The sequence below is a fragment of the Chryseobacterium sp. JJR-5R genome (assembly GCF_034047335.1).
GTDB lineage: Bacteria > Bacteroidota > Bacteroidia > Flavobacteriales > Weeksellaceae > Chryseobacterium.
The window spans coordinates 3,723,809-3,750,687 of record NZ_CP139137.1 but is presented as its reverse complement, the minus strand read 5'-3'; the positions used below and the strand labels follow the sequence as shown (position 1 = coordinate 3,750,687).

26 protein-coding genes are annotated in these 26,879 nt (G+C 39.0%); 13 read left to right on the top strand and 13 right to left on the bottom strand.

Translation table 11 applies throughout. From position 1 onward, the window contains the following. The first annotated feature begins 91 nt into the window (after window positions 1–91). Window positions 92–823, top strand: a complete 732-nt coding sequence (locus SD427_RS16540; protein ID WP_320558887.1) for an SDR family NAD(P)-dependent oxidoreductase — start codon at window positions 92–94, stop codon at window positions 821–823. Here SD427_RS16540 and SD427_RS16535 read toward each other — a convergent pair whose 3' ends face one another. The 10 genes from SD427_RS16535 to SD427_RS16490 form a co-directional block, all read right to left on the bottom strand. Continuing rightward, a complete protein-coding gene (locus tag SD427_RS16535) occupies window positions 824–1,363 on the bottom strand; it encodes a hypothetical protein (protein ID WP_320558886.1) in 540 nt (179 codons plus the stop codon). Between the two features lie 38 nt (window positions 1,364–1,401). Then, window positions 1,402–3,282, bottom strand: coding sequence for a DNA ligase D (gene ligD, locus SD427_RS16530; RefSeq protein ID WP_320558885.1), 1,881 nt, complete (start codon window positions 3,280–3,282; stop codon window positions 1,402–1,404). A gap of 71 nt (window positions 3,283–3,353) precedes the next feature. Beyond that, the gene (locus SD427_RS16525; RefSeq protein WP_320558884.1) at window positions 3,354–3,956 is read right to left on the bottom strand and encodes a DNA polymerase ligase N-terminal domain-containing protein; all 603 of its coding nucleotides are present in this window, start codon (window positions 3,954–3,956) and stop codon (window positions 3,354–3,356) included. Further along, a complete protein-coding gene (locus SD427_RS16520; protein ID WP_320558883.1) occupies window positions 3,956–4,741 on the bottom strand; it encodes a Ku protein in 786 nt (261 codons plus the stop codon). Before SD427_RS16520 ends, SD427_RS16525 begins: the two co-directional genes overlap by 1 nt. 108 nt (window positions 4,742–4,849) lie before the next feature. Continuing rightward, window positions 4,850–5,077 carry a hypothetical protein gene (locus SD427_RS16515; RefSeq protein ID WP_320558882.1) on the bottom strand — a complete coding sequence of 76 codons (228 nt, stop codon included), beginning with the start codon at window positions 5,075–5,077 and terminating at the stop codon, window positions 4,850–4,852. A 41-nt stretch (window positions 5,078–5,118) separates the two neighbouring features. Next, window positions 5,119–6,873, bottom strand: coding sequence for an aspartate--tRNA ligase (aspS, locus tag SD427_RS16510; RefSeq protein WP_320558881.1), 1,755 nt, complete (start codon window positions 6,871–6,873; stop codon window positions 5,119–5,121). A gap of 163 nt (window positions 6,874–7,036) precedes the next feature. Further along, window positions 7,037–9,223 (bottom strand): S41 family peptidase, encoded by a 2,187-nt coding sequence (locus SD427_RS16505; protein WP_320558880.1) that lies wholly within the window; start codon window positions 9,221–9,223, stop codon window positions 7,037–7,039. A 234-nt stretch (window positions 9,224–9,457) separates the two neighbouring features. Then, window positions 9,458–9,883, bottom strand: a complete 426-nt coding sequence (locus tag SD427_RS16500) for an ankyrin repeat domain-containing protein (protein ID WP_320558879.1) — start codon at window positions 9,881–9,883, stop codon at window positions 9,458–9,460. Between the two features lie 19 nt (window positions 9,884–9,902). Beyond that, window positions 9,903–10,106, bottom strand: a complete 204-nt coding sequence (locus SD427_RS16495) for a helix-turn-helix transcriptional regulator (RefSeq protein WP_320558878.1) — start codon at window positions 10,104–10,106, stop codon at window positions 9,903–9,905. Between the two features lie 3 nt (window positions 10,107–10,109). Then, on the bottom strand, window positions 10,110–10,448 hold the full coding sequence (locus SD427_RS16490; RefSeq protein ID WP_320558877.1) for a DUF2975 domain-containing protein: 339 nt from the start codon (window positions 10,446–10,448) through the stop codon (window positions 10,110–10,112). Between the two features lie 427 nt (window positions 10,449–10,875). On the opposite strand from SD427_RS16490, the gene SD427_RS16485 reads away from it, so the two are divergent. Further along, entirely contained in the window at window positions 10,876–11,001 is a 126-nt protein-coding gene (locus SD427_RS16485) for a 30S ribosomal protein THX (RefSeq protein WP_320558876.1), read from the top strand. 62 nt (window positions 11,002–11,063) lie between these two features. On the opposite strand, the gene SD427_RS16480 is transcribed toward SD427_RS16485, so the two are convergent. Then, the gene (locus tag SD427_RS16480) at window positions 11,064–11,726 is read right to left on the bottom strand and encodes a DUF937 domain-containing protein (protein ID WP_320558875.1); all 663 of its coding nucleotides are present in this window, start codon (window positions 11,724–11,726) and stop codon (window positions 11,064–11,066) included. Window positions 11,727–11,815: 89 nt separating this feature from the next. Then, complete coding sequence (locus tag SD427_RS16475) at window positions 11,816–12,325, bottom strand: DUF2480 family protein (protein WP_320558874.1); 510 nt, start codon at window positions 12,323–12,325, stop codon at window positions 11,816–11,818. A gap of 157 nt (window positions 12,326–12,482) precedes the next feature. Here SD427_RS16475 and lpxB point away from each other — a divergent pair, with 157 nt between their 5' ends. The 10 genes from lpxB (at window position 12,483) to SD427_RS16425 (ending at window position 24,100) form a co-directional block, all read left to right on the top strand. Further along, window positions 12,483–13,586 (top strand): lipid-A-disaccharide synthase, encoded by a 1,104-nt coding sequence (gene lpxB / locus SD427_RS16470; protein ID WP_320558873.1) that lies wholly within the window; start codon window positions 12,483–12,485, stop codon window positions 13,584–13,586. A gap of 141 nt (window positions 13,587–13,727) precedes the next feature. Next, a complete protein-coding gene (locus SD427_RS16465; RefSeq protein ID WP_320558872.1) occupies window positions 13,728–15,506 on the top strand; it encodes a ComEC/Rec2 family competence protein in 1,779 nt (592 codons plus the stop codon). A gap of 142 nt (window positions 15,507–15,648) precedes the next feature. Further along, window positions 15,649–16,311 carry a succinate dehydrogenase cytochrome b subunit gene (locus tag SD427_RS16460; RefSeq protein ID WP_320558871.1) on the top strand — a complete coding sequence of 221 codons (663 nt, stop codon included), beginning with the start codon at window positions 15,649–15,651 and terminating at the stop codon, window positions 16,309–16,311. A 16-nt stretch (window positions 16,312–16,327) separates the two neighbouring features. After that, entirely contained in the window at window positions 16,328–18,340 is a 2,013-nt protein-coding gene (locus tag SD427_RS16455; RefSeq protein WP_320558870.1) for a fumarate reductase/succinate dehydrogenase flavoprotein subunit, read from the top strand. Between the two features lie 5 nt (window positions 18,341–18,345). Beyond that, window positions 18,346–18,921, top strand: a complete 576-nt coding sequence (locus SD427_RS16450; protein ID WP_320558869.1) for a hypothetical protein — start codon at window positions 18,346–18,348, stop codon at window positions 18,919–18,921. 24 nt (window positions 18,922–18,945) lie between these two features. Next, a complete protein-coding gene (locus tag SD427_RS16445) occupies window positions 18,946–19,713 on the top strand; it encodes a succinate dehydrogenase/fumarate reductase iron-sulfur subunit (protein ID WP_320558868.1) in 768 nt (255 codons plus the stop codon). A 134-nt stretch (window positions 19,714–19,847) separates the two neighbouring features. Next, window positions 19,848–21,398, top strand: a complete 1,551-nt coding sequence (locus tag SD427_RS16440) for a TlpA disulfide reductase family protein (RefSeq protein ID WP_320558867.1) — start codon at window positions 19,848–19,850, stop codon at window positions 21,396–21,398. A 146-nt stretch (window positions 21,399–21,544) separates the two neighbouring features. After that, complete coding sequence (rlmD, locus tag SD427_RS16435; protein ID WP_320558866.1) at window positions 21,545–22,951, top strand: 23S rRNA (uracil(1939)-C(5))-methyltransferase RlmD; 1,407 nt, start codon at window positions 21,545–21,547, stop codon at window positions 22,949–22,951. A 32-nt stretch (window positions 22,952–22,983) separates the two neighbouring features. Then, window positions 22,984–23,466 carry a DUF6452 family protein gene (locus SD427_RS16430; protein WP_320558865.1) on the top strand — a complete coding sequence of 161 codons (483 nt, stop codon included), beginning with the start codon at window positions 22,984–22,986 and terminating at the stop codon, window positions 23,464–23,466. Beyond that, complete coding sequence (locus tag SD427_RS16425) at window positions 23,432–24,100, top strand: DUF6048 family protein (protein WP_320558864.1); 669 nt, start codon at window positions 23,432–23,434, stop codon at window positions 24,098–24,100. Before SD427_RS16430 ends, SD427_RS16425 begins: the two co-directional genes overlap by 35 nt. Here SD427_RS16425 and SD427_RS16420 read toward each other — a convergent pair. Next, window positions 24,097–24,582, bottom strand: a complete 486-nt coding sequence (locus SD427_RS16420; RefSeq protein ID WP_320558863.1) for a hypothetical protein — start codon at window positions 24,580–24,582, stop codon at window positions 24,097–24,099. The genes SD427_RS16425 and SD427_RS16420 overlap by 4 nt on opposite strands. A 100-nt stretch (window positions 24,583–24,682) precedes the next feature. Between SD427_RS16420 and SD427_RS16415 the strand changes: the two genes are divergently transcribed. Then, a complete protein-coding gene (locus SD427_RS16415) occupies window positions 24,683–26,692 on the top strand; it encodes a M43 family zinc metalloprotease (protein ID WP_320558862.1) in 2,010 nt (669 codons plus the stop codon). Window positions 26,693–26,879 lie beyond the last annotated feature (187 nt).

Sequence of the window (26,879 nt, the reverse complement as noted above, 5' to 3'; positions counted from 1 at the left end):
CCTGCAATAAAATTATTCCGTCAAAGTTTAATAACTTCATATTCATCCACAATTATTCCTGAAATTTTAAGGTTTGAATTATCTTTGCCGGATGAAAACTGATTCCCCAAAAAACGTCCTTATTCTCGGTGCCAATTCAGATGTGGCCAAGCAATGCATCAGACAGTATGCGGCAAAAGGATTTACCGTAACCGCGGCTTCCAGAGATACGAAATCATTGGATGAATTTATACGGATAAATAATTTGGCATTACAAGTAACGGTTTTATATTTTGATGCAATCGATTTCGATTCACACAAGAAATTTTACGACAGCCTTGCCGTTAAGCCTGATATTGTTGTATATGCGGCCGGTTTTCTGGTGGATAATGAAAAAGCACTGCGGGATTTCAGGGGAACTCAGCAGATGATGATGGTGAATTATATGGGCGCTGTTTCCATCCTGAATATCATTGCCATGGATGAAAGCAATAAAAAGTTAGAAAGGATTATCGGGCTGTCTTCACTTTCGGGAGTCAGAGGAAGAAAAAGCAATTTTGTCTATGGAAGCACAAAAGCGGCTTTTACGCAATACCTGGCCGGATTGAGGCAGGAACTGGCTTTACGGAATATCAAAGTCAATGCCTTGGTGATCGGATATATCCGTACCAAAATCAATGAAGGGCTCCAACTTAATGAATCCCTTATTATGGAACCGGACTATGTGGCAAAACATATTGTTGAAGCAGGAAATTCTTTCACCATTGTTCCGAATTTTAAATGGAAATTGATTTATTTAATTTTGAAAGTATTGCCGGAGCGTCTGGTGGCGAAACTGCCTTAGTCATTTTGTTATCTTAGAATTTTTCTTAAGGTATTCTAATATAGTTTTAAATTTTTCCTGACTGATTTCAGACTTATGTACAATAAAGCATAGATTATTTAAAGGAGTAATAAGAATATAATCACCAGATAAGATATATGAAGTATTTTCCCAGATAGATTTTATAGTTGTCGCCGGGTTTTTAAATTCTATTTCTATTTCATTAAGGATTATAAAATGCGGGTCATCTTTAAATTTAAATTTTTCAATTGTTTTACTATTTTCCTTTTTGAATTTTTTTTTAGAATTAAAGTAATTGATAATCCAAACAATGGAAAGTCCAGCAAGAAAAATTCCGCCATATTTAAAATAATAGTAGAGAAAACTTGTGTCAAAATTTTCTATCTGATAAAACCCTAAGAATAAAAATATAATGGCACAGATCGTAATTTTTAACCAGCTTTTAAATCTTTTTTTCCAGACATATTTAAAATAAAAGTTCTGATTTTCTATTTCTGATTTTTCATTGAAAGCAAATTCGATAATAGTGTTTTGATCCATGGTCATTAGTTATATTAAATATTGCCAAAATTAAGGGATTACTCCATATTCTGCAACAGTTCCAACGCCTCCATCATATCAATCCCTTTTCCTAAAACCGGTTTGAACAGATCGCCTTTTTCCTTAATTCTTTCCAAAGCATTATGAATGGTAAAATCAGTTGGCTTTAATCCTGGCTTTACCTCATCCCATTCCAGCGGCATAGAGACGGCTGCACCTTCTTTTGGCCTTATGCTGTAAACACTGGCCAGCGTCTGTCCCTGCCGGTTCTGAAGATAATCCAGATAGATTTTATCCGTACTTCTTTTATGCAGGCTCCTTTCAAGTGTCGTAATTTCCGGAAGTTTTTCATGGACCTGTTTCATCAGGATGTAGGCAAAGTCTTTCACCTGGTCATAATCATAATTTCCGTCCATCGGAATGTAAATGTGGATTCCAGTGCTTCCTGAAGTCTTGCAGTATCCCTTTATCTTAACAGATTTTAAAACCTCATTTACCTGCAAAGCCGTTTCAATAACATCATCGAAAGTATTCTTTTTTGAAGGATCTAAATCCAGCACAAGGTAATCCGGGTGTTCCAGGTCTGGGATCGCGCTGTTCCACGGGTTCATATCAATACAGCCCAAATTATTAAGATAGGCAAGGGTAGCTTTGTCATTGCAGACAATATAATCGATATACTTATCGGTAGACTCCGAGAATACTTCGGTTGTCTTAATCCAGTCCGGGATATTCTCACTGGCATCTTTCTGGTAAAATCCCTGTTTTTCAATGCCGTTGGGAAAACGGTTCAGGGATAATGGCCGTTTTTTAAGATATGGTAAAATATATTCTGCAATAGACTGGTAGTATTCCACAATATCGCCTTTGGTCACGTCATCTTCCGGAAAATAGATTTTATCCTGATTCGTGAGTTTTACTTTATGTCGGTTCAGCGTCATTTCTGTTTCGTCATCAGATACTTTATTTTTTTTCGGGACAGTGGTTTTAGGCTTCATATCTTCAGGTTTTTCAGTAATGGATCCGATTGTTCCTGTAACTTCCTCCGGTTCTTTGTCTTCACGGATCGTAAGGAAAACAGGATGCCGGAAAATACCGTCGTTGGTAATTTCAGAATATTTAATTTCACACACCAGTTCGGGTAGCACCCAGGTAACCGGGGAATTGGTTTTAGGCTTATGCTTGAAAGGTGAATCTTTAACAACCATTTTATCAAGGCGTTCGTGAAGTTCCAGCAGGGATTCACGGCTGAAACCGGTACCGGTGTGGCCGCAGTAGACCAGTTCTCCGTCAATATATTTACCGAGGATTAAAGCGCCGAAGCCTTCTCTGGAACCTCTGGGCTCTGTAAAGCCGCAAATAATGATTTCATCCGTATTGGAAAATTTGATTTTCAGCCAGTCGGTGGTCCTGTGGTTTTCCGTATAAACGCTGTCAGCTTTCTTGGCCATCATGCCTTCCAGCTCCATTTTATTCATTTCCTCAAAAAAGCTGATTCCTTCTTCGCTGATATGATCAGAATAGCGGATGACTTCCGTTTCGGTTAGCGCTTCTTTTAAAAGTTCTTTGCGCTGAATCAGCGGAAGGCTTTCCGTAGAATGTCCGTTCAGCCAGAGCAGATCAAAAACCTGATAAACTAAGGCTAGGTCAGGATTATCCATAACCTGCTGCAACAGCTGGAAGTTAGGCCTGCCGTTTGCATCATAGGCCACAATTTCACCGTCAAGGATCATCTTATGCTCCTGCTTGCTGAAATCGTCAGCTATTTTTTTAAATTTGGACAAGAAGGAAACGCCGTTGCGTGAATAGAACAGTGGTTTGTCTTTACTGAGGTCGGCAACGGCCCTGTAACCATCCCATTTGATTTCGAAGATCCAGTCTTTATGGTCAAATGCTTCATCATGAAGTTTGGCAAGCATCGGACGGATAAAAGAAGAGAGCTTTTTCTCTTCATTCAGACCACCGGGATCTTTGAATCTTTTATAAGGGGCTATATGTGTTTTTTGCCCGTTTTCAGGCTTTTTTTTTCCTTGAGGAATTTAGATACCTCAGATTTAGAGGAAGTATGATCTTCTGCGTTGTAGTGTTCTTCTGCGTAATCATCTTTATGTTTGATGAGCAGCCAGGCATTGCCTTCGGAATTTTTCATTTTAACCAAAGCAAACTCGCCTTTCAGTTTTTTGCCGTGCAGGACAAACTTCAGCGAGTCTGTCTTTAATTCTTTAAGCATTTCTTTTTCGTCAGAAAGCCTGCTGGTTTCATCCAGAGGTTCATAGGTTCCGCTGTCCCATACTTCAACCTGCCCAGCACCGTAATTTCCTTCCGGAATATTCCCTTCAAAATCTTTGTAGTCGTAAGGGTGGTCTTCCACCATCATGGCCAGGCGCTTGTCTTTCGGGTCTAATGACGGGCCTTTCGGAACGGCCCAGCTTTTCAGGACACCATCCATTTCCAGCCTGAAGTCATAGTGAAGCCTTGAAGCGGCATGTCTCTGAATTACAAAAATCAGTTGATCCTTACTTTTTTTAGCTGTACCTTCAGGTTCACTGGTTTTATCAAATTTTCGTTTGCTGTTATAATCTTGTAGGGGCATCAGGATGCATTTTTAGATTTGGAATTCTGTAAACTTGCTTTCAGCTGAGCCATTAAGTCAACCACTTTGCCGTCTTCCACAGGTTCAATCTTTTTTGATTTTACGGTCTTGCCTTTTGCTTTCTGCTTAATGATTTTCATCAGCTCATCAGAATAAGAATCTTTATACATGGTAGGGTCAAAATCCTGTGAAAGCTGTTCGATAAGATTAACGGCCATTTTCAGTTCAGTTGGTTTAGGTGCTTTTTTAGGCGGAATTTTAAGATCACTGTAATCCCGTATCTCCTGGGCGAACCTTAACCGGTTCAGGACTAAAATATCATCATTGTAAGGGCGGATCATGCCGATGGCTTCGCTTTCACGGAGAACAAAAGTCCCTATGCCTGCCATTTCCGTTTTGGAAAGCGCTTTCAGCAGCAGCCGGTAAGCATTTTCACCGTTTTTCTGCGGTTCTAAATAGTAGGGATTTTCAAAATAGACTGAATCAACCTCTTCTTCTTTTACAAACTGGTCAATAGAAAGGATCCTGGATTTCTCAGGGCTTGCCGCTTCATAATCATCTTCATCCAGAATGATGTATTTATCATCCATAAGATAACCCTTTACAATGTTTTCCCATTTCACTTCTTTACCCGTACTTTCATTGACCCTTTTAAACCTGATATTGGAATAGTCGGATTTATCCAGCATGTCCAGGTCTAATTTGGTCGTTTCCGTGGCGGAATAGATCTTAACGGGAATATTCACTAAGCCAAAGCCAATGGCGCCGTTCCAGATTGCTTTCATTGTTCTGATTTTCAGTAAAAGCGTACAATGATTATGCCGTGGAAATGTGTTCGCCGCGTGTGTGGTATTTAATGCGAAGCCTGAATGTCAATTGTAAGAATTGAAATTTTATTTATACACAGAACTCCCCTTCAAAATGTCAGAGAAAATTTTCCAGTCAACTTTTTCTAAATCAAGATCCTGATTTGTGTTTTTATAATATCCATCTATACCTTCGGTATAACGGGACATTGCTTCAAGGTAATCTTCAATGGTTTTATTCTCCCACTGTTCTTTATTTTGAATAAAATCTTTGCGAAGATGTTCTATAAATCTGATAAATTCTTGTTTAGTCATTTGAAAATAAAAAAAGCGGAGAAAAAATCTCCGCTTCTGGTTTATGCTTTTAAATTTAATTTCAATTCCAGTTCATCGAGCTGTTCGTTAGCAATTGCTGCAGGCGCATCGATCATCACATCACGACCTGAATTATTTTTTGGGAACGCTATATAATCTCTGATCACTTCATTTCCGTCAAGGATCGCTACCAGGCGGTCAAATCCGAATGCTAATCCACCGTGAGGCGGAGCTCCGTATTTGAATGCGTTCATTAAGAATCCGAACTGCGCTTCCGCTTCTTCTTTGGTGAATCCTAATAAATCAAACATTCTTGACTGAAGATCTTTATCAAAAATCCTGATGGAACCGCCGCCGATTTCATTTCCGTTCAGTACCATGTCATAGGCATTGGCCCTTGCTTTTCCGGGATCCGTTTCCAGTAAATGGAAATCTTCCGGTTTTGGGGAAGTAAACGGGTGGTGCATCGCGTGGTAACGCCCGCTTTCCTCATCAAATTCCAACAGAGGGAAATCAACGACCCAAAGCGGTGCGAAAACATCTCCTTTTCTTAATCCCAGACGGTTTCCAAGTTCCATTCTCAATGCAGAAAGCTGGGTTCTTACTTTGTGTTCGCTTCCGGAAAGGATCAGCATCAAATCGCCTTCTTTCGCTCCGAATTTTTCGATGATTTTTGCTAAGTCTTCCTCGTTGTAGAATTTATTCACTGAAGAAGTTTTTACACCATCATTCTGGAATTTAGCCCAGACCATTCCTGAAGCCCCGATCTGAGGCCTTTTAACCCAGTCAACAAGCTCGTCGATCTGTTTTCTTGTATACTCAGCACAGCCTTCCACATTGATCCCGACAACCAGTTCGGCTTCATCAAATATTTTGAAATCTTTTCCTTTTACCAGATCATTCAGCTCCACAAATTCCATCCCGAAACGGATATCCGGTTTGTCGTTTCCGTATTTCTGCATGGCATCCGCGAACGTCATTCTCGGGAAAGCCCCGAATTCCTGGCCGGTAATATCCTTAATCAGGGTTTTAGTCATGCCTTCAAAAACATTCATCACATCTTCCTGCTCCACGAAAGCCATTTCACAGTCGATTTGAGTAAATTCCGGCTGTCTGTCGGCTCTTAAATCTTCGTCACGGAAGCATTTTACGATCTGGAAATATTTATCCATTCCGCCCACCATCAGCAATTGCTTAAAAGTCTGCGGAGACTGCGGCAATGCGTAAAACTGGCCCGGGTTCATTCTGCTCGGCACCACAAAGTCCCTTGCGCCTTCCGGCGTAGATTTAATCAGGACCGGAGTTTCAACCTCGATAAACCCTTCATCTGAAAGGTAATTCCTGACTTTCTGCGCCATTTTATGGCGGAAAATCAGTTTATCCCGTACCGGAGCTCTTCTGATGTCCAGGTAGCGGTATTTCATTCTTAACTCTTCGCCGCCATCCGTTTCGTCTTCAATGGTGAAAGGCGGAAGCTGGGATTCATTAAGAACGGTTAGGTTTTCAACTAAAATTTCAATTTCCCCTGTAGGAATATTGGGGTTTTTGCTTACCCTTTCAATGACTTTTCCTGTCACCTGAATCACAAATTCACGGCCTAACTTTTTTGCATTTTCCATCAGTTCCGCTGAAGAACGGTCCTGATCGAAAACCAGCTGGGTAATCCCGTAACGATCCCGGAGATCGATCCAAATCATAAATCCTTTATCCCGGATGGTCTGTACCCATCCTGAAAGGGTAACTTCTTCATTAAGATTTTTGAGCGTTAATTCTCCGTTGGTGTGCGATCGAAACATTTGTTTTAGATGTTAGATATTAGACTTTAGGTACCAGACTTTAATTGGTCTGATTTTTCGTTGGCAAAGATAGGTTTTTTGAAAGTTTTAGAAACAAAAAAACTCCCCGAAGGAAGTTTTTGATGGTCTGAGTTTAAAATTACGTGCCTCATTGGGTTTAAAATTATTCTTCAATCCAATCCACCGCTTTTTCCAGCACTTCATCCCTATTGTTTTTAATTCCGTCAACAGTTGGTTTTACCTCCACGTCGGGCACAATTCCTATTCTCTGGGTTTCTGTGCCGTCTGGGTAATACACGCCGATTCCGCTGATCATGGTTGAAATATTTCCGGGAAGCACGATATCCGAAACATTCCCGTCGGCTCCTGCAGTTATCGAACCGAAAACTTTAGAATTCGGTGCGGTCCTGAAAGCCATCGTATGGTATTCTGCACTGCTCTGCGTGATTTCATTAATTAAAATAGCAATTTTCCCTTTGTAATAATTGTTTCCGCTTCCCGGAATTTTCTGGCTGGATGTAAAAGTGAAAAGTCCGGGCTGGCTGTTGTCGGTGTTGGTAAATTTTACAAATTCCGTAGAATTTTGTTTTAACAGTTTTCCCATTTTAACGGTCACGAAATCAGAAGGGTAATTTCTGAAATCAATTACAAGACCTTTTGTGTTTTTTATCTGGCCAAAAACTTCATCAAGCTTTTTAGAATCTACGCTTCCCATATAAACATACGCAACGTTGTTGTCCAGCATTTTGAAGAATTCTTTTTCCTGCTTTTTGTAGTTAAGCTCTTTGGAAGTATAAGTCTTTATTGTTTTTGCTTCTGTATTTCCGTTTCTTGAGATAGTAAGTTCAATTTTGCCGGAATTACTTTTTAAAATATTGTAGGCTATATTTCTTAATTGGGTCGGATAATTGGAAGCCGGCGTATATTTCAATCTGTTTTTAATTATGTTTTCTACACTCTCACCATTGATTCCGGTGATTGCGTCTCCCTTCTGAAGCCCGCCTTCCTTACTCAGGCTATCATTATAAAAATCATTAACAATTAGTTGGTTTTCAGCAAAAATCACTTTTACAGGAGGATATTTCTCGCCAAAATACTTTTCCAGTACTTTGTTGTTTCCCCATATTCCGGCGTGGGTATCGTGAATTCTTGCGATAATTTCAAGTGATGCAAGCGTATATTCCGTTTCGTTTTTTGCATTTAGAAATGTCTGAATAAATTCTTGTAAAACACCTTTCCAGTCTTCATCGATGAGGTTTTTATAAGGGAAATAATATTGAATCATATTCCAGTATCTGTAAAGGGCCAGCAGGCGAAACCCTTCATCGGGAAATATCATATTTTCGTAAGCTTTTTCATTTTTGAAGTCAGGATTTTTAACACCGCTGACAAAATCCACATAATGGTTTACTTTCGGCCTCCTTGCCTCTTTAAGCTGTAACAGTTTTTCTTCAAGGTCTTTTGAGAACCCTGAATTAGTAATCCAATCCAGATCCGGTTTCATTTTTATATCTTTCTCATTTTGAGAAGGTGCTTTTTCGGTCTGGAAAGTTCCCAATCCATTAATCCAGTTTGCCAGAACCTGATCTCTTTCGGTCGCAGATACCCCATTGATTTTTGGCAGGATCCTGAACAGTTCATAATCCCAGTTGTATTTTCCTGCCGCAATATTAGGATGGTAATACTTTAAATATCCCCAGATCAGACCGAGATTTTTCAGGTTACTGATGTTGTTTTGATCTAAATTAATGTTATTGATTTTGGAACTGTTATCAAATTCTTTATCTGTATCTATTACGGTTACTTTCTTTTCGAAAACTTTTGCATTCTTAATATCTTTTCCGTCAATACTTACTTTTAAATTATCAACCCACATTTTTCCTTTCCCGCTTAAAAGAGCTCCCAAAACAATTTTCTTGGAATTTTCGGGAGACATCGTAAGGGTTATTTCATATTTCGTCCATGGAGTAGTGCCCTTAATCCCTCTGTTCTGCATATTGTCGAAAGCAATCTGAGGATCGATGCGCATCCAAAGCCCGGCAAAGCCATCGGTAACATTTTCAGTTTTGATGTATCCTGAAAGGGTAATTTTTTTACCTGCATAATTTTCCGGAAGGGTAAAACTAAGGGCTTCGAAACCTTCACTTTCATCAGACTCAATGGCAGCAGCGAATTTTCCTTCCTGTTTTTCGGCAGTATCGGCAAAAACTTTTGCTTTTCCGTCGCCAAAAATATCCCAGCTTACCGGAAGGTCATTATCGGTCTTTTCGAAATTCAGATTGTATGAAGTATTCTGGGCAAAAGAGGCAACATACATTGCCAGTAAGGGGATAACGAGGTATTTTTTCATGGTTATAAATTTTTGCCAAATCTATGGATTAGATTCAGCACTGTTAATGATTAGTGCGAATGTTTATATGATTTTATAATGTTAAAATGAATTTTAACAGAAAATTTTAGTTTTAAATCCTAAGAAATCTTAAATACCTTTAGATATTATGAATAATATATCCGGTAATCAGTCTGTAAAAACATTTGATTACCGGATATCCATTTTATCGTCTCGGTTTTTAAAACCAGGATTTTATTCTAAAAGCTTGACAAGCTCAGCTTTTTCATATTTTCTGGCGTAGTCTAATGCACTGTACCCTTTATCCGTTCTGGTCTCTTTTTTCGCTCCGTTTTCCAGAAGCTTTTTTGCAAATTCTAAATTTCCGTATTTCGCGGCAAACATTAAAGGTGTTTTTCCGTCGCATATTTTTTCCAGATCGGCTTTCTCTGCAATTAACTTCTGGAAAACCTGTTTACTGTTCATTTTAATCGACAATGCCAGCAATGAGTAGGAATTGTTTTCATTCTGATAGCAGGTGTTTATGTTTTCTTTGCTTACAAGAGATGAAAATTGTGTTAAGTCATCATACTTCACCATATGTTTTTGCTCATTAGTCAGTTCCTGCGCAGAGAAAAGGCTGAATGCGATTACTGATGCTGCTAAAAATAATTTTTTCATTGTATACTATTTAATTTAATTAAGGTTTATATTCCAATATATCTCCCGGCTGGCAATCCAGCGCTTTGCAGATGGCTTCCAGTGTTGAGAGTTTTACCGCTTTTGCCTTTCCTGTTTTAAGGATGGAAAGATTGGCCTGGGTGATGCCTATTTTCTCCGCGAGTTCCTGAGACTGCATTTTCCTTTTCGCCAGCATGACGTCTACATTGATTATTATTGGCATTATTTATATGGTTAAATCGTTTTCTTCCTGCATTTTTCTTCCTTTTGCGAAAATTTCTTTCAGAAAAATGAAGATAAAGCCGGTAATGATAAACAGAAAAGGAGGCGTGAGATCAAAAGTATATGACGAAGTCAGTAAATCTATTGTCAAATGAATAATTCCGAAAGCCAGCAAACCGAATCCCAGAACCTTGAAATTCTGAACCGCCTTCTCTGTGAAAAAATTATCCTGTGAAAGCTCAATGATTATTTTTGAAACGGTAATCAGTATAAAGCATACCGAAAGCAGGCCCATGAAAGCCAATAAAATCCCTTCAGTAGAATTTTCGGTCTCTAATACCATTTTTGAAAACGGATAGTGAAACTGTATTGTTTCTGAATTTTTCAGATGATTGTTGTTTTCTATTTTCAAGTGGCCGGCTGATATAAACCGGTTTGTTTTATGCGTAAATGAATAAACTGCTATTAAAACCAATATCCAGATTGACATCAGCGTAAAGCAGAAAGTATATATTCCAAAAGGGTATCTGAGCCAGTAAAGTAAAGCGTTTTTTCCTAAGAGTTTCATCTGTTTAATTATTTATTACTGCAAATATATAAATATTTATTGTAAAACAATAAATATTTGTTGTTATTAATTTTTAGAGAAAATTTAGGCTTTTCCTGTGCCAGGCAGTTAAGGTTTAGTTTTATAAAAATTTTAACAGCTTCAGTTTTTATTATTCCTTCATATTTTCTAATTTCGTATGAAACCAACTAAATATTTTATTATGGGAAAAGGAGATAAAAAATCCAGAAGAGGTAAGATCAACAACGGAAGCTATGGAAAAAGAAGACTGAGAAAAGCTTCAAAACCGGTAACGGCTTCGGCTTCAGAGGAGAAAGAAAAAAGCTGATCATAAAAAGGCCGGGTAAAATATTTTACCCGGCCTTTTTTATATAACAAAATTAAATTAAATTATTTCCCACCCAGAAAACTTCCGAGAATATCCCCCAATCCGCCTCCGCTTTGCTGTTTTTTCTGATCTCCTCTGCCTAAAATATTCCCCAGAATATCATTTAATGGACTTCCGCTGCCTGATGACTGAGAATCATTTTTACCGAGGACGCTTCCTAAAATGTCATTTAACGGACTGGACTGTTGCTGCGCCTGATTTTGTGCACCTCCTAAAATTCCTCCCAGAAGGTCTCCCAAACCTCCCGCTCCTACATTGTTCTGCTGTTTTTCCCGGCCGATGTATCCCATAATGATTGGGGCAAGCATCGATAAAACAGGCCCGATCTTATCAATGGAAATTCCTGTATTCTGGGAAAGCTTATTTTCCACATTCTGTTTGTCACTTCCGAATATGTGATTCAGAATAGACCCGCCTTCATCCTGCCGCGCATCTGCCTGGGAAACATCATCCAGAATACTTCCGTCATGATCTTTATCAAGTGCATTATTCAGGGATTCTGCTTCTTTGGAATCCTGTGATTTTTTACGTAAATAAGAGATGATCAGCGGTGCTGCCACTGCAAGTAAAGCAATAATCTGGTTTTTGCTGATCCCGAATTTCTGTCCGGCTTTATCAGCCACCTGGCTTCCTGTATTTCCGGTAAGTAGATCGATTAAACTCATAGTCTGTGTTTATTTGGATTTAAAATACACTAAGCCAAGCAAAAAATATTCCCTAAATTTTTTCAATAATGTTTACTGCTTTCCGATGCCTAATTTTTAAGGATCGGGACATTGGAACATGCTTCACCGAACATCAGTGACTTAACAATGGGCTGCAGCTGTTCCACGAGTTCAATATACGCATTCTCAGGGATTTCCTTGTCTGAACAGCCTTTTACCAGTACCCGTTTTCCTCTCATTTCTTCAAAGTCATGGTTCTGAACGGCATTGTGCATTAAAAGTACTTCCAGATCTTCACGGTTCCCGAAAACAATCTTTTTCGTGACGCCCGTAAGTTTTGCCGTGATTAAAAAATATGCCCAGAGCGGGACGATGGCATCTGCGGAATTGTAAATATAGACATAAGCATCCCTGTACTCTTCCACATCAATTACCGCTACTTTTTCACGGAAATCCTTTTCTTTTAGAATCATTTCCATAAAAAGAAAATCCTTCAGGTCAATACCTTTTCTTATGCCTTTCGGAACCAGGTCGGTGAGGTCAAAATTGATAAGGCCGCTTTCTGCAATTTTATTCCGTATTTCAAATTCTTCTGACATTTTTTATCATTATCTTTGAACAAATTTACAAATTAAGATGGTAAAGCGTCTTATTTTGTTCTCTATTCCTGTCATAGAAACCTCCCATAATTAATAATTTCCAAGGAGAATAAGTGAAGTTCAGGTTGGCAGAAAACAAATAAAAGATTTCAAAATAATGAAATATTATATTATTGCAGGAGAAGCTTCCGGAGACCTTCACGGGAGCAATTTAATGAAAGCTTTAAAGCAGAAAGATCCGAATGCTGAGTTCAGGTTCTGGGGTGGCGACCTTATGGCTGCACAGGGCGGAACTCTGGTAAAGCATTACCGGGATCTTGCCTTTATGGGGTTTCTGGAAGTAGCCATGAACCTGAAGACAATTCTGAATAATATTAAATTCTGTAAGGAAGACATAAGAAACCACCGGCCGGATGTTTTGATTTTGGTTGATTATCCCGGATTTAACCTGAGAATTGCAAAATTTGCCAGGGAACTGGGAATAAGAATAGTGTATTATATCTCTCCACAGCTCTGGGCTTGGAAAGAGAGCAGGGTGGAAATCATTAAGAAATATGTGCATGAAATGATGGTGATCCTTCCTTTTGAAAAAGATTTCTACAATAAGCACGGCGTTCATTCGCATTTTGTAGGCCATCCGCTGCTGGATGCTATTTCGACCCTTGAAGATATTGAAACCGATTATTTTAAAGCAGACAATGATTTAAATGAGAAGGAAATTATCGCTTTGCTGCCGGGATCCCGGAAACAGGAAGTCGAAAAAATGCTGGAGATCATGCTGTCTGTAAGGCCTTACTTTAAAGAATATCAGTTTGTTATTGCCGGTGCACCCGGCCTTCTGAAAGATTTCTATGAAAAATATACTGATGACAATGTCCATTTTGTATCCAATAAAACCTATGATCTGCTGAGGTGTTCAAAAGCAGCCCTGGTAACGTCCGGAACGGCAACTTTGGAAACTGCTTTACTGAATGTCCCTGAAGTGGTCTGCTACCGCGGAAGCAGGATTTCTTATGCCATCGCCAAACGTCTGGTTAAAAATATCAAATACATTTCCCTGGTAAACCTGATTATGGACCGTGAAGTGGTGAAAGAGCTTATTCAGAATGAATTGAATACAAGTAATCTGGTAAGCGAATTAAAAAAGATTCTGGAAACTGAAAGACGTTTCGAGGTTTTAAAAGATTATGAACGGTTAAGGGAAAAGCTTGGCGGTAAGGGAGCGAGTGAAAACGCAGCTGAGATCATTTTGAAAGCTTAAAAATTTAATCATTTATAAATAATCGTAGGAATTTTTTCTGCGATTTTTCTTTTTGGGAATGAATGTGACGTGGTTTTTGAAAATTTAAAACATTGATTTGTGAATTATTATTCAAATAGATATTTTTGGATACCACAAATTTTGAAATTGAATAAACAGCCGCTTCTTATTCTCGTTTTTTGTTTTATCCTCGGGATTTTATTTCAGGACTGGTTTTTCCTGGATAAAAATAATGTTTTCTGCATTATCGGGTTTTGCCTGGCTGTTTTAATCTCTACTTTCCTGAAGCCTTACACAGTCTATAAGATAAAACCTTATCTGCTGGGATGCATGTTCTTCGGAATAGGGATTATCCTGCATTTTTACAATTCTTCTTTTATTGTTCAGGGTGATCTTCCTGCTCAGGATAAAACCATTGTTTTCAGGATTTCCAGGAAGCTCAATTCAAATGAAAAGAACAGGAAATATGAAGCGGCAGTACAGGCTGGGAAAGAATATTTCAATGCGGTTTTGTATGTTCCGAAAAGCGAAAAGCCATTGGACTTTAATTATTATTATAAAACACAGGCTTATCTGTCGAAACCACGGTCTCCCCGATATGATTTCCAGTTCGACTATGCAAAATATCTCAAACGCAAAAATATTGATTATCAGTGTTACATCAATGGTACCGTGATATACGCCAAAAGAAATGATTTAAGCCTGAATGAAAAATTTTCTCAGAGAAGGGCAGAGGTGCTGCAGAACATTGATAAAACAGAAATATCTCCGGTATCACGGGAATTTTTAAAAGGCATTATCCTTGCGGACCGTACGGAAATTGATGCCCAGACTGTTCAGGATTTCAACAGGTCCGGATTGGTACATTTCCTGGCAATCTCCGGAACGCATATCGTGGTGATTTTCGGATTGTTTTATTTGATGCTTACTAAAATTTTACCCTTAAGGTTCAGGAAATATGCCATTATTTCAAGCCTGGTTTTTATATGGCTTTTTACGGCATTTATTGGTTTTGGAAGTTCAGTTGTACGTTCGGGCATCATGATTACGGTTTATTTTGTGTATGTTATGCTTCAGCGCAAGCCTGACCTGCTGCATTCTCTGTCGCTTTCGGCATTTATTATTCTGATTTTTGATACACAGCAGGTTTTTGATGTGGGATTTCAATTGAGCTTTCTGGCTGTTCTCGGAATCTTCTGGCTGAACCGGCCGATACTGAAATGTTTCCCGAAACAGGATCACTGGTTTAAGAAAATAGTATTCAATACCGTTTCTATTTCACTGTCTGCACAGCTGGCAACGCTTCCTTTGGTTCTGTATTATTTCCACCAGTTTTCACTGATATCAATTATTGCCAATTTTTTTATTGTTCCGTTTTCAGAAATAATTATTGTCCTGTCTTTTGCCATGACAGCCCTCATAGCCGTGGGTCTTGATTTTCATTTAATCAATACGGTTTACGATTTTATCATTCAGGTGCTGCTGAAAGTAATCCATTGGTTTGCCGGTTTTGATACGGTATTTTTCGAGAATATTTCAATGAACCTGACTGAGGTTGTATCCCTGCTGATCATTATTTACCTGCTAAGGTTTGTAGTTCTGCATTTAAACTTCAGGAATTCTGCCAGGCTGCTGATGGCTGTTCTTGCTTTTTTTATCTTGAGGACCGGCTTCACCCTCTATGAAAACCAGAAAACGGAAATCCTGGTTCACGAATTTTCAAAAAACAAAATACTGTCCGTAAAGAAAGGGGATAAAGCGTGTTTCTGGATTACGGAAAGCACCGACCGGCAGAAAATAGTACAATTTATCATTAATCCTTACAGAGCTTCACGCAGGCTGAGAAATGTTGAGGTCAGATATCTTCCGGCCTCCGCAAAAGGTGTTGTATATAACGGCAAAACATATTCTCTAAATTAAAGTACAGATTTTTATTTTTTCTTTATTTAAAACACTGTGTATTCTTATTTAGAAACATTACAAACTGGCTTTATGTGAGATTTCTCACTTTTTGTTGTAGTTAACATTTCTTAATTTTGTAGAAAATCAAATTTAAACTTATATGGCAGGTTTAACAAGTTCTACGATAGGTAGAAAGTATGCTATGGCATTGTCGGCAATTTTTTTGCTGATATTTCTGGTGATGCACCTTACTGTAAACCTTTTGTCGGTTGTTGGTGAGGATGCTTACAATAATGCTTCGCAGTTTATGGGGTATAACCCACTTATTCAATTTGTAATGCAGCCGGTTCTGGTATTTGCTGTTATTTTCCATTTCGTGATGGGGTTTGTTTTGGAAATTAAAAACCAAAAAGCGCGTCCTGTTAAATATGAGTCAAACAATCCTTCTCACAATTCCAGCTGGATGTCAAGAAACATGATTATTTCCGGCGGTGTGGTCCTGGCTTTTATTTTTCTTCATATGTATGACTTCTGGTTTCACGAGATGAATTACAAATATGTAGACGGATTGCCGGTTGAGGAATCACGTTTCTGGGGAGACCTTCATGCAAAGTTTGAAGATGCCTGGAGGGTGATTATCTATGTAATTTCTTTTATTCTTTTAGGATTGCACTTAGCTCACGGTTTCCAGTCTTCATTCCAGTCAATCGGGGCGAGGCATCCGAAATATACTCCGGTAATCAAAGCATTTGGAAAATGGTATTCTATCCTGATTCCGGCAGGTTTTATTTTTATCGCGGTTTATCATTTTGTAACTCAATAATATCACTATAATAATTATGAGTAAATTAGATTCAAAAATTCCGGCAGGTCCTTTAAAGGATAAGTGGAAAAATCATAAAGACCATATGAACCTTGTTGCCCCTAACAACAGAGACAAGATTGATATTATTGTTGTGGGTACAGGCTTGGCAGGAGGTTCTGCAGCAGCTACCCTGGCTGAGCAGGGATATAATGTAAAGGCATTCTGTTATCAGGATTCTCCGAGAAGAGCACATTCTATTGCCGCTCAGGGAGGTATTAATGCCGCCAAGAATTATCAGGGAGACGGTGACTCTACTTACAGATTGTTTTACGATACGATCAAAGGGGGAGATTACAGGGCAAGAGAGGCCAACGTATACAGACTGGCTGAAGTTTCTGCCAATATTATTGACCAGTGTGTCGCTCAGGGTGTTCCTTTCGGAAGAGAATACGGAGGTCAGCTGGATAACCGTTCATTCGGTGGGGTTCAGGTAAAAAGAACGTTCTACGCAAAAGGGCAGACCGGACAGCAGTTACTGTTAGGTGCTTATTCTGCCATGAGCCGCCAGATCGGTAAAGGAAGGATCAAAATGTACAACCGTCATGAAATGATGGATCTTGTTATCGTTGACGGAAAAGCAAGAGGAATTATCGCAAGGAACCTGGTGACGGGTGAAATTGAAAGACATTCCGCACACGCTGTCGTTATTGCTTCCGGAGGATATGGAAACGTATATTTCCTTTCTACCAATGCCATGGGATCCAATGTTTCCGCAGCATGGAAAATCCATAAAAAAGGAGCTTACTTTGCAAATCCTTGTTACGTACAGATTCACCCGACGTGTATTCCGGTTCACGGAACACAGCAGTCCAAACTGACGCTGATGTCCGAATCTTTAAGAAACTCCGGAAGAATCTGGGTTCCTAAGAAAGTTGAAGATTCTGTAGCAATCAGAGAAGGCAAGCTGAGACCTGAAAATATCAAAGAAGAAGACAGGGATTATTATCTGGAGAGAAGATATCCTGCATTCGGTAACCTTGTTCCCAGGGACGTTGCTTCAAGAGCAGCCAAGGAAAGATGCGACTCTGGTTTCGGAATTGAAAGTAATGATACCCAGGAAGGGGTTTACCTTGATTTCTCAACGGAGATCATGAAAAAAGGTAGAGAATCCGCTATTGAAAAACATATCACTAACCCTACAGACCAACAGCTTTATGATCTTGGTAAAAGCTGGGTAGAAGAAAAGTACGGTAACCTGTTCGTAATGTATGAGAAGATTACGGCGGATGATCCTTACAAAACACCGATGAAAATTTATCCTGCGGTTCACTACACAATGGGTGGCGTTTGGGTGGATTATAACCTTCAGTCTACCATTCCGGGATGTTTTGTGATCGGGGAAGCCAATTTCTCAGATCACGGTGCGAACCGACTCGGAGCTTCTGCTTTGATGCAGGGTCTTGCTGACGGATATTTCGTGCTTCCTTATACCATTGCAGATTACCTTTCTGCAGATATCAGAACAGGAACGGTTCCTACCACTTCGGCATCATTTGATGAAGCTGAAAAAGCAATTAAAGAAAAAGTTGATTTCTTCTTAAATAATAAAGGTACCCATTCAGTAGACCATTTCCATAAGCAGTTAGGACACATTATGTGGAATAAAGTAGGGATGGGAAGAACGCCTGAAGGACTGAGAGAAGCCATCAGAGAAATTGAAGCCGTAAGAACCGACTTCTGGAAAAATGTAAAAGTGCCCGGTGATAATGACGGCATGAATACGGAGCTTGAAAAAGCCTTCAGGGTAGCAGACTTCCTGGAATTGGGCCAATTGATGGCAATTGATGCCTTGCACAGGAATGAATCCTGCGGAGGCCATTTCCGTGAAGACCATTCTACTCCGGACGGTGAAGCTGAAAGAGACGACGTGAACTTCAAATATGTTGGAATCTGGGAATACCAAGGGAATGATATAAATACGGAAGTGTTGCATAAAGAAGACCTGATCTATGACAACATTGAGGTGAAAACGAGAAGCTACAAATAATAGATATGGAGTATTTAAAAAAAGTACTGTTGTTTTTTGTAGTTTTCTCAGGATTTTCTACCATTTTCGCTCAAAAGGTAACTACTCAATCGATTGATAAACCCACTGAAGGAAAATCTTTAGTATATATCCTGAAAACAGGGGCGGGTATGCTGCTTAACTTCAGAGTTTATGATAAAGATAAATTTTTAGGAGCTATTCCAAGCGGAAAATACCTAGTCTATGAATGCGAACCGGGCGAACATTTATTCTGGGCAGTTTCGGAAAACAGAGATTATGTTGAAGCTAATTTAGAACCTAATTCTGTATATGTACTGAACGCAGAAGGGCAAATGGGAGCTTTCATTGCCAGTGTCAGCCTGAAAGCTTTAAAGCCAACAGAATTCAGAGATAAAAAAACTTTTTATCAGGTGATTAAAAATGATACCAAAATACTATATCAGCCATCACAGGATACAAAAACTGAAAATATTGCGAAAGCAATGGAGAAGTATAATGAGTTGAAAAGCAGAAATGCTAATAAAATTACGGTTTTAAGTTCAGATATGAAATTTGAAAATGCGGACAAACCAACAAAATAATCTCCAACCTATAAATACAATATTATGAGTGCAAAAAAAGGCTTACATCTTACGCTGAAAATTTGGAGACAAAAAAATAATAAATCTAAAGGTCAGTTTGAGACTTATAAAATATCGGATGTTTCTACAGATTCTTCATTCTTGGAAATGTTGGACGTCCTTAACGAAAATCTTATCAACGAAGGAAAGGAGCCGATCGCTTTCGACCATGACTGTCGTGAAGGGATCTGCGGGATGTGTTCACTTTATATCAACGGTAGGGCTCATGGCCCTGATACAGGGATTACAACCTGCCAGCTTCACATGAGAATGTTCAAAGACGGTGAAACCATCGTTATTGAACCTTGGAGAAGTGCTGCGTTCCCGGTAATCAAAGACTTGATCGTAGACAGAAGCGCATTTGACAGGATTATGGCTGCCGGCGGATTTATTTCCGTAAATACTTCAGGAAATACACTGGATGCCAATGCTATTCCGGTTCCCAAAGAAGATGCAGACAAAGCAATGGATGCTGCGGCATGTATCAGCTGCGGTGCATGCGTAGCATCGTGTAAAAACGGATCTGCCATGCTGTTTGTAGGAGCTAAAGTTTCCCAGTTTGCCCTTTTACCTCAGGGAAGGGTAGAGGCAAAGCGAAGAGTGCTGAATATGGTAACGGCTATGGACGAAGAAGGTTTCGGAAACTGTTCCAATACCGGTGCCTGTGAAGTGGAATGTCCGAAAGGCATTTCCCTTGAAAACATCGCCAGAATGAACCGTGAGTATATCGTGGCGCTGGCTGACAAAGCATAAAAATTGATTTGATATAAATAAAAATCGTCTCCTTACCGGATGGCGATTTTTTTAGTTAAATCTTTCATAAAAACCGTATTTAATTGTATTAAGTTTATTGAAAAACTTATTTTTGCGTAATTATAAAATCTAAAATGAAAAAATATCTTTTATTGTTTATCATCGCTGTTTTTGCGATGTCTTGCTCTAAAAAAGTTGAAGTAAAAGGAAAAATTACAGGCGGTTCTCCACTGGAGAGAATTGAGTTTATTGAGGCTTCAGGAGTAGCCACTTTACCATTAATCAATATCGGTGTCAACAAAGACGGAACCTTTGCAGGAAGTTTTGAAGCTCCCAAAAGCGGAATGTACGTAATGTCTTATGGCGGAAAACAAAACCTAATTTATTTGAAAGGAGGGCAGAAGCTTGAAATCTCAGGTAACGGAATGACGTTTCCTTCTGAATACGTGATTACTGGCGATGCCAAAAATAATAATGATTTCTTTACGGCTACCCAAAAGTACCTTACCAACTATGCTCAGACGGTTAACATGAATGAGCTTCTGATGAAGGATGAAAAAACATTTTTAAAAGGAATAGAAAAAGTTCAGGCTGATGTTGATAAAAACATCGAAGAAAATGTTAAAAAATTCAATCCGGATGATGAAATTGTAAAATGGAAGAAAAATGACCTTGCCAGTACTTTACTCACCATCATGAATCAGTATGACATGAGCCATAAGCAAATGGGCAATCCTTCTTTTAAAGTAACAAAAGCTTTTACTGATTTTGAAAACAAACTTCAGGAAAACAAAGAAGTAATGGTAAAGGAAAACCCTTACTACAGACAATATCTTTTAGCGAAGATGAGTCCTGATTTCCAGAAATATGCCCAGGCCAACAGCGCAGGGAAAAAAGACATCACCACATCAGAATTATTTTCAGAATACCTGAAGAAGAACCAGAAAGACCTTTCGCAGACTGCTAAAGATTATTTACTGGCCTTTGTAATGGCACAGTCGGATATCCATCCGGGTTCTCCTGAAAAGACGAGTGAGAAAATTAAGAAAATTATCGATACGGATATTAAGGATGCTGAGATCAAGGAAGACTTGAAAAAAATCCAGTTTGCCATCAACGGTTTCAAAATAGGGGAACAGGCTCCTGAAGCTGCATTGGTAAAGGCAGACGGAAAATCTTATAATCTTTCTGATAACAAAGGAAAACCTTATCTGTTAACTTTCTATGCTTCGTGGAATCCTTATATCGGGGAAGCTACCATTCCTGTATTGAAAGAAATAGTTAATTTTTATAAGTCTAAAATGAACTTCGTTTTTGTTAATGTTGATGATACCAAAGAGCAGTTTACCAAAACAAGCAATTCTTTACTAAAAGGGATAAACGGAGCAAATGTATATGCTGACGGTGGGTTAAATTCCGATATTGCTAAGAAATATGGTATTTACGGTTTCAAATTGCCATGTTTCGTGATCGTAGATAAAGACGGAAAAATTGCAAGCAAGCCATTCTTTAACCTTGGAGATCCTGAATTGGTGACCGTTCTGGATAAGCAGACAGGACTTTCTGCTCCTAAAGTAAATCCTAATGTCCAGTTACAGCAACCGGGTATGATGGAAATGGATCCTGCAGCCGCGCAGCAGCAGGCAACGGCACCTGCAAATGCTCAACCGGCCCAGACAAACTAATTTAAATTGAGTACATATAAAAACCTTGTCTTCGGATAAGGTTTTTTTTATTGTATTTTTGCAAAATAAATCAGCTGGTTTTTCGCTGATAAAAACAGAACTATTGATGGGATTTAAAAAACCATCATGCAAACAGAAGATTACGGATGAAAAAGAAAAAGAATCTCATTCTTGAAAATATAAAACTTTTGAACGCGGGTTCAAAGGGAGTTGCCATAGGGCGTACGGAGGAAGGAAAAACTGTTATGGTTTCAGGAGCCATTCCGGGAGATGTTGTCAACGTAAGGGTTAAAAAAGCAAAATCCAAATACTATGAAGGGGAAGCGGTTGACCTGCTTGAGAAATCACCTTACCGGGTAGACCCAAAATGTATTCATTTCGGTGTGTGCGGAGGCTGCAAATGGCAGAATATGAGCTATGAGAAGCAGCTGGATTTCAAACAGGAAGAAGTATATAACAACATCAAAAGAATCGGCGGAATTGATAATTTTGAGACTGTTCCTATTTTGGGATCCGAAGAGCAGTACTTCTACAGAAACAAGATGGAATTTTCCTTTTCCAACGCAAGATGGCTTACCCAGTATGAAATAAGTTCTGAAGAAAATTTCGGTAACCGGGATGCGCTGGGTTTCCATATTCCGGGTATGTGGAGCAAAATTCTCGATCTTAAAGAATGTTTTCTTCAGGAAGAGCCTTCAAATACCATCCGTCTGGCAGTAAAAGAATATGCTGTAAAAAACGGACTGGAATTTTTTGATGTCAGAAATCATGAAGGTTTTTTAAGGACTTTAATGATGAGACAGAATTCAAAAGGGGAGTGGATGGTGCTTTTCCAGCTGTACAGGGAAGAAAAGGAAAACAGGGAAAAACTTTTCGAGTTCCTGTTGGAGACGTTTCCGCAAATCAAAACACTGGTATATGCCATCAATTCCAAACCGAATGATTCAATTTACGATCTGAATATCAATGTATATTTCGGGGAAGGCTTTCTGATGGAGGAAATGGATGGACTGAAATTTAAAATCGGGCCGAAATCATTTTTCCAGACGAATTACAGGCAGGCTCTTGAATTATACAGGAAGACACTGGAATTTGCTGATCTGAAAGGTGAAGAAGTAGTGTATGATTTATATACAGGTACCGGTACGATTGCGCAATATGTGGCGAGAAATGCAAAACAGGTCATCGGGATTGAATCCGTGCAGGAAGCCATTGATGCGGCAATAGAACATGCAGAACTGAACGGCCTTAAGAATACTACTTTCTACTGCGGAGATATGAAGGATATTTTCAATGATGAATTCCTTGCCAACCATCCCAAAGCAGATGTTCTGATTACGGATCCGCCAAGAGACGGGATGCATCAGAAGGTGGTGGAGCAGATCCTGAAACTGGCCCCGGAAAAAGTGGTTTACGTAAGCTGCAATTCGGCAACCCAGGCTAGGGATCTGGCATTAATGAAGGAACATTACACAGTAGTGAAAATCCTACCGGTAGACATGTTTCCGCAGACGCATCATGTGGAAAACATTGCTTTACTGATTAAAAAATAATTTATATACATTTGAATTCATCAGATTTTATTATGAAATATTTTAAATTTCTCCTTGCAGTCTGTTTCTTAAGCCTCCTTTTTTCATGTGGCGGCGATGATGATATCTGTGAAAGCGGAGAAGGGACGCCCCGCATGAAAGTATCTTTCAGGAATTTTGAAACGGGGAAAGAAAGAACACTGGATTCACTTTATGTAGCCGTAGACTATGGCTCCGGAAAAGTGCAGCTCGGAAAACAGACTGCTATTAAATCAAGGGTGATTCCTTTACGGGTAGACGATTCTCCTTTTACGGATATTTATTTCAGGACTTCAAACAACGGAACTGAATCAAAAATCAGGGTCAATTATACAACTAAATCCATTTATGTTTCCCCGGGATGCGGCATCAAGAAAACATATGAAAATTTAGATCCCGTGCTGGATCCCGCAACTGCTACACCGGTAAGAAGCATAGAACCCGGACAAAATTTTATAGAGAATGAAGACAAAACGAATTTTTACCTTCTTTTTTAGTACGGTATTTATACTGAGCTTTGCTCAGGATAACAATAACAACAAGGGGGCAAAAAAAGAAAAATGGAAGTATGAGCCTAATTTTATGGTGGGCGGGGACATTCTCAATGCAGGTGTTTCTTTTTTTTCGGACCGCAAACTGTACCAGGCATTTATATCTTCAAAAATCAAAGACAACCTCCACGGTATTGTTGAAGCCGGTTTTGAGTCTAATGTTTATCAGAAAAACAGCTATGATGCAAAAGCCAGCGGCCCTTTCGTGAAGCTGGGTGCATTTTATATGCTGGCAAAAGATCCTGAAAATGAGTTCAATGGCTTTTACGGAGGCGGAAAAATCGGAGGTTCGTTTTATACACAGGAATACAGGGCTGTGCCGGTCCGCGGGTTTGGCGGAAGCAGTTCTTCCATAGCATTTCCTTCATCCACGCAGTCTTCTTACTGGCTGGAAGGCACCATCGGGGGACGGGTTCAGTTATTTGAGTCCGACTTTTTCATCGATGTCAATCTCCAGCCGAGATACATGGTTGCGACAACAAAACAGGATGAAATTCAGCCCATGATTGTTCCTGGATTCGGCAAAAGCTCTTCCAAATTCAATATGGGGTTCGCGTGGAATATTGCATACAAGTTTTAACGGATTTTAGTTTCGCCTCTTCTCGTACTTCCTGTTTTGCTTTTTAATAACCGGTATAATCCCTCCAGTTCTTTCGGGGGAATTCCTGCATCGAAAGCAGCTGACTGATAAGTTTTTCCGTTGGATGTAATAATGATAGTAGATGCTAATGCCCTGTCTGAAAACCTTCCGGTTGTAGAAGATTCGTAAGATGCTATTTTGGAAAGGTCAATTAAGCCTGCCTGTTTTACTATATTTCCCCATTCTGAGGATGAAAGATCGGATTGTGAAATATTTTCATTTAAAGAAGTCATTACTGAGCCGGCATTGAAGATAACAGACCTGTTTGTACCTCTGGTCTGTTCTTTTAGTTCTATCTTATCGATTTGATTTATTTTTTGATAATTGGTTAAGTTATTTTCAATTTTTTGTGTTTTTTGTTGAGAAGTGCAGTTGGTATTTGCTATACTTAATAATATTAATACGATAAGGTTTGTTTTCATTTTGGTTTTTTTTAATAAAAATTCTGATTTTATTGAAATTACATTCAAAGAATATGCAAATAACTAATATATTTGCAAAAATAATTTAAAGATACGCTTTATGAATTGTAAAATTACTTTTAAATTAACTCTTTTGTTTTTTGTGATGCTTTTCTGCTCTGTTTTTGCACAGAAGAAAGGTGCTCAGGACAAAATTGTCTTTGGCAAAAAATATACGATAGAGGATTTAAAAAAGATGAACGGGGTCATTAGATGTGCTTCTACTGAATATGAGGCATTGTTACAGAAAAATGATCCAAGAAGAATGAATGATGCTCAGTTTGAAGCGTGGATCGCTCCCCTAATTGCCAATGCGAAAGCTAATAAATCTCAAAACGGAGGTATTATCACCATTCCTGTTGTGGTTCACGTGATCCATAGCGGCCAAGTATTAGGTTCAGCCCCGAATATCACGGATAATCAGGTGAAGTCACAGATTAGCGTGATGAATAATGATTTTAGAAGAATGGCATCAACTCCGGGCTTCAACTCAAATCCTGTAGGTGCAGATACCATGATCCAGTTTGCATTGGCAAAAGTAGATCCTAAAGGCAACCCTACAGATGGTATTGATCGTGTAAATCTTTGCCAGACATCATGGGCTATGACAGCTATTGATGATTATGTAAAACCAGTTACGATCTGGGACCCTACAAAATACATGAATATGTGGAGCGTAAACTTTGCTGATTCCAGCTTATTAGGATATGCTCAGTTCCCTTCAAGTTCTGGATTGCCGGGCTTGGATGCTAATGGGGGATATGCTGATACTGATGGAGTGGTAGCAAACTTTTCAACGTTCGGAAGCAGTGATTATGGTACTGGTTTCTTCTTAAGTGCTCCTTATGACAAAGGCAGGACGATGACCCATGAAGTCGGTCATTTCCTGGGGTTAAGACATATCTGGGGAGATGCTGCGTGCGGGAACGATTATTGTGCCGATACGCCTACCGCTCATGAAGACAACTATACTTGTAATACTACGATACCAAGCTGTGATAACCCTGCAGTTTTCGAAATGGTTCAAAACTATATGGACTATACCAATGATACATGTATGAATATCTTTACCATTAATCAAAAAGACAGGATTACAGCGGTTATGAATAATTCTCCAAGAAGAATGGAGCTGAAGACCTCAACAGCTGACCAGGCAATTCCTTTATTTGCCAATGATGCAGAATTAAAAGGAGAAAGAAGCTGCAGCGAGACATCATGTGGTGCTGTATCAAACGTTACTGTACAGTATATGCTGTATAACAGAGGGACAAGTGCATTAACATCAGCTGTGATTTCTTATTCTGCAAATGGAGGCGCTTCTCAGACAATGAACTGGACAGGAAACTTAGCGCAGGATAAATATGCGATGATCAGTATTCCTACAGGTGCTTCCCAGGGAAGTATCGCTGCTCAGATCATTTCTGTAAATGGAGCAGCAGATCAGAGAGCAGGAAATAATTCATCAACTGTAATTATCGGGAATTCCGTTCCTGTATCAAACACAAGCTTTACTTTCCAATTACAACTTGATCAGTACGGATCAGAAGTTTCCTGGGATTTGAAAAACAGTGCAGGTACTACTTTATATAGCGGAGGAGGGTATCCGGATGCAACGGTATCATGGCCTGCTTTGATTTCTCAAAACTGGACACTTCCGGTTAACGATTGCTATACTTTCACAATCTATGATGAATTCGGAGATGGTATTTATGAAGAAGGCGGATCTTACAGAATATTAAATTCAACAGGAGCTGTAGTGGTTTCCGGAAATAATTACGAAGATTCTCAGACCAGAACTTTCAAAGTTATTCCTGCTTTGGTTTTGGCAACAGGAGAAGTAAAGGATAAAGATACATTTGCAGTATATCCGAATCCTGCCAGTGATGTCCTGAACATTACCAAAGTTTCAAACAAAGCTAAATTTGAAATTTACAATGCAGTTGGCCAATTGGTAAAAGGCGGAACCATTGAGAATAATCAGGTAAGAGTGGCTGAATTGGTAAAAGGTACTTATATTATTACCATTAAAGATGGTGCAGTTTCTCAAAGTGTAAAATTCATTAAGAAATAATATATTTTAATGTAATGATAATCAAAGCCTTGGGTAATTCTCAAGGCTTTTTTTATTTATCGGTTAAATGATTGTGGTGCCAATTTACTGGGCTGTACAGATTTCATTTTATTAATTCAATTTTAGAAAGTGGTTTTTTTGTTGTAATCGAATAAAAAAGAATATATTTGCGATAAATGTATATGAA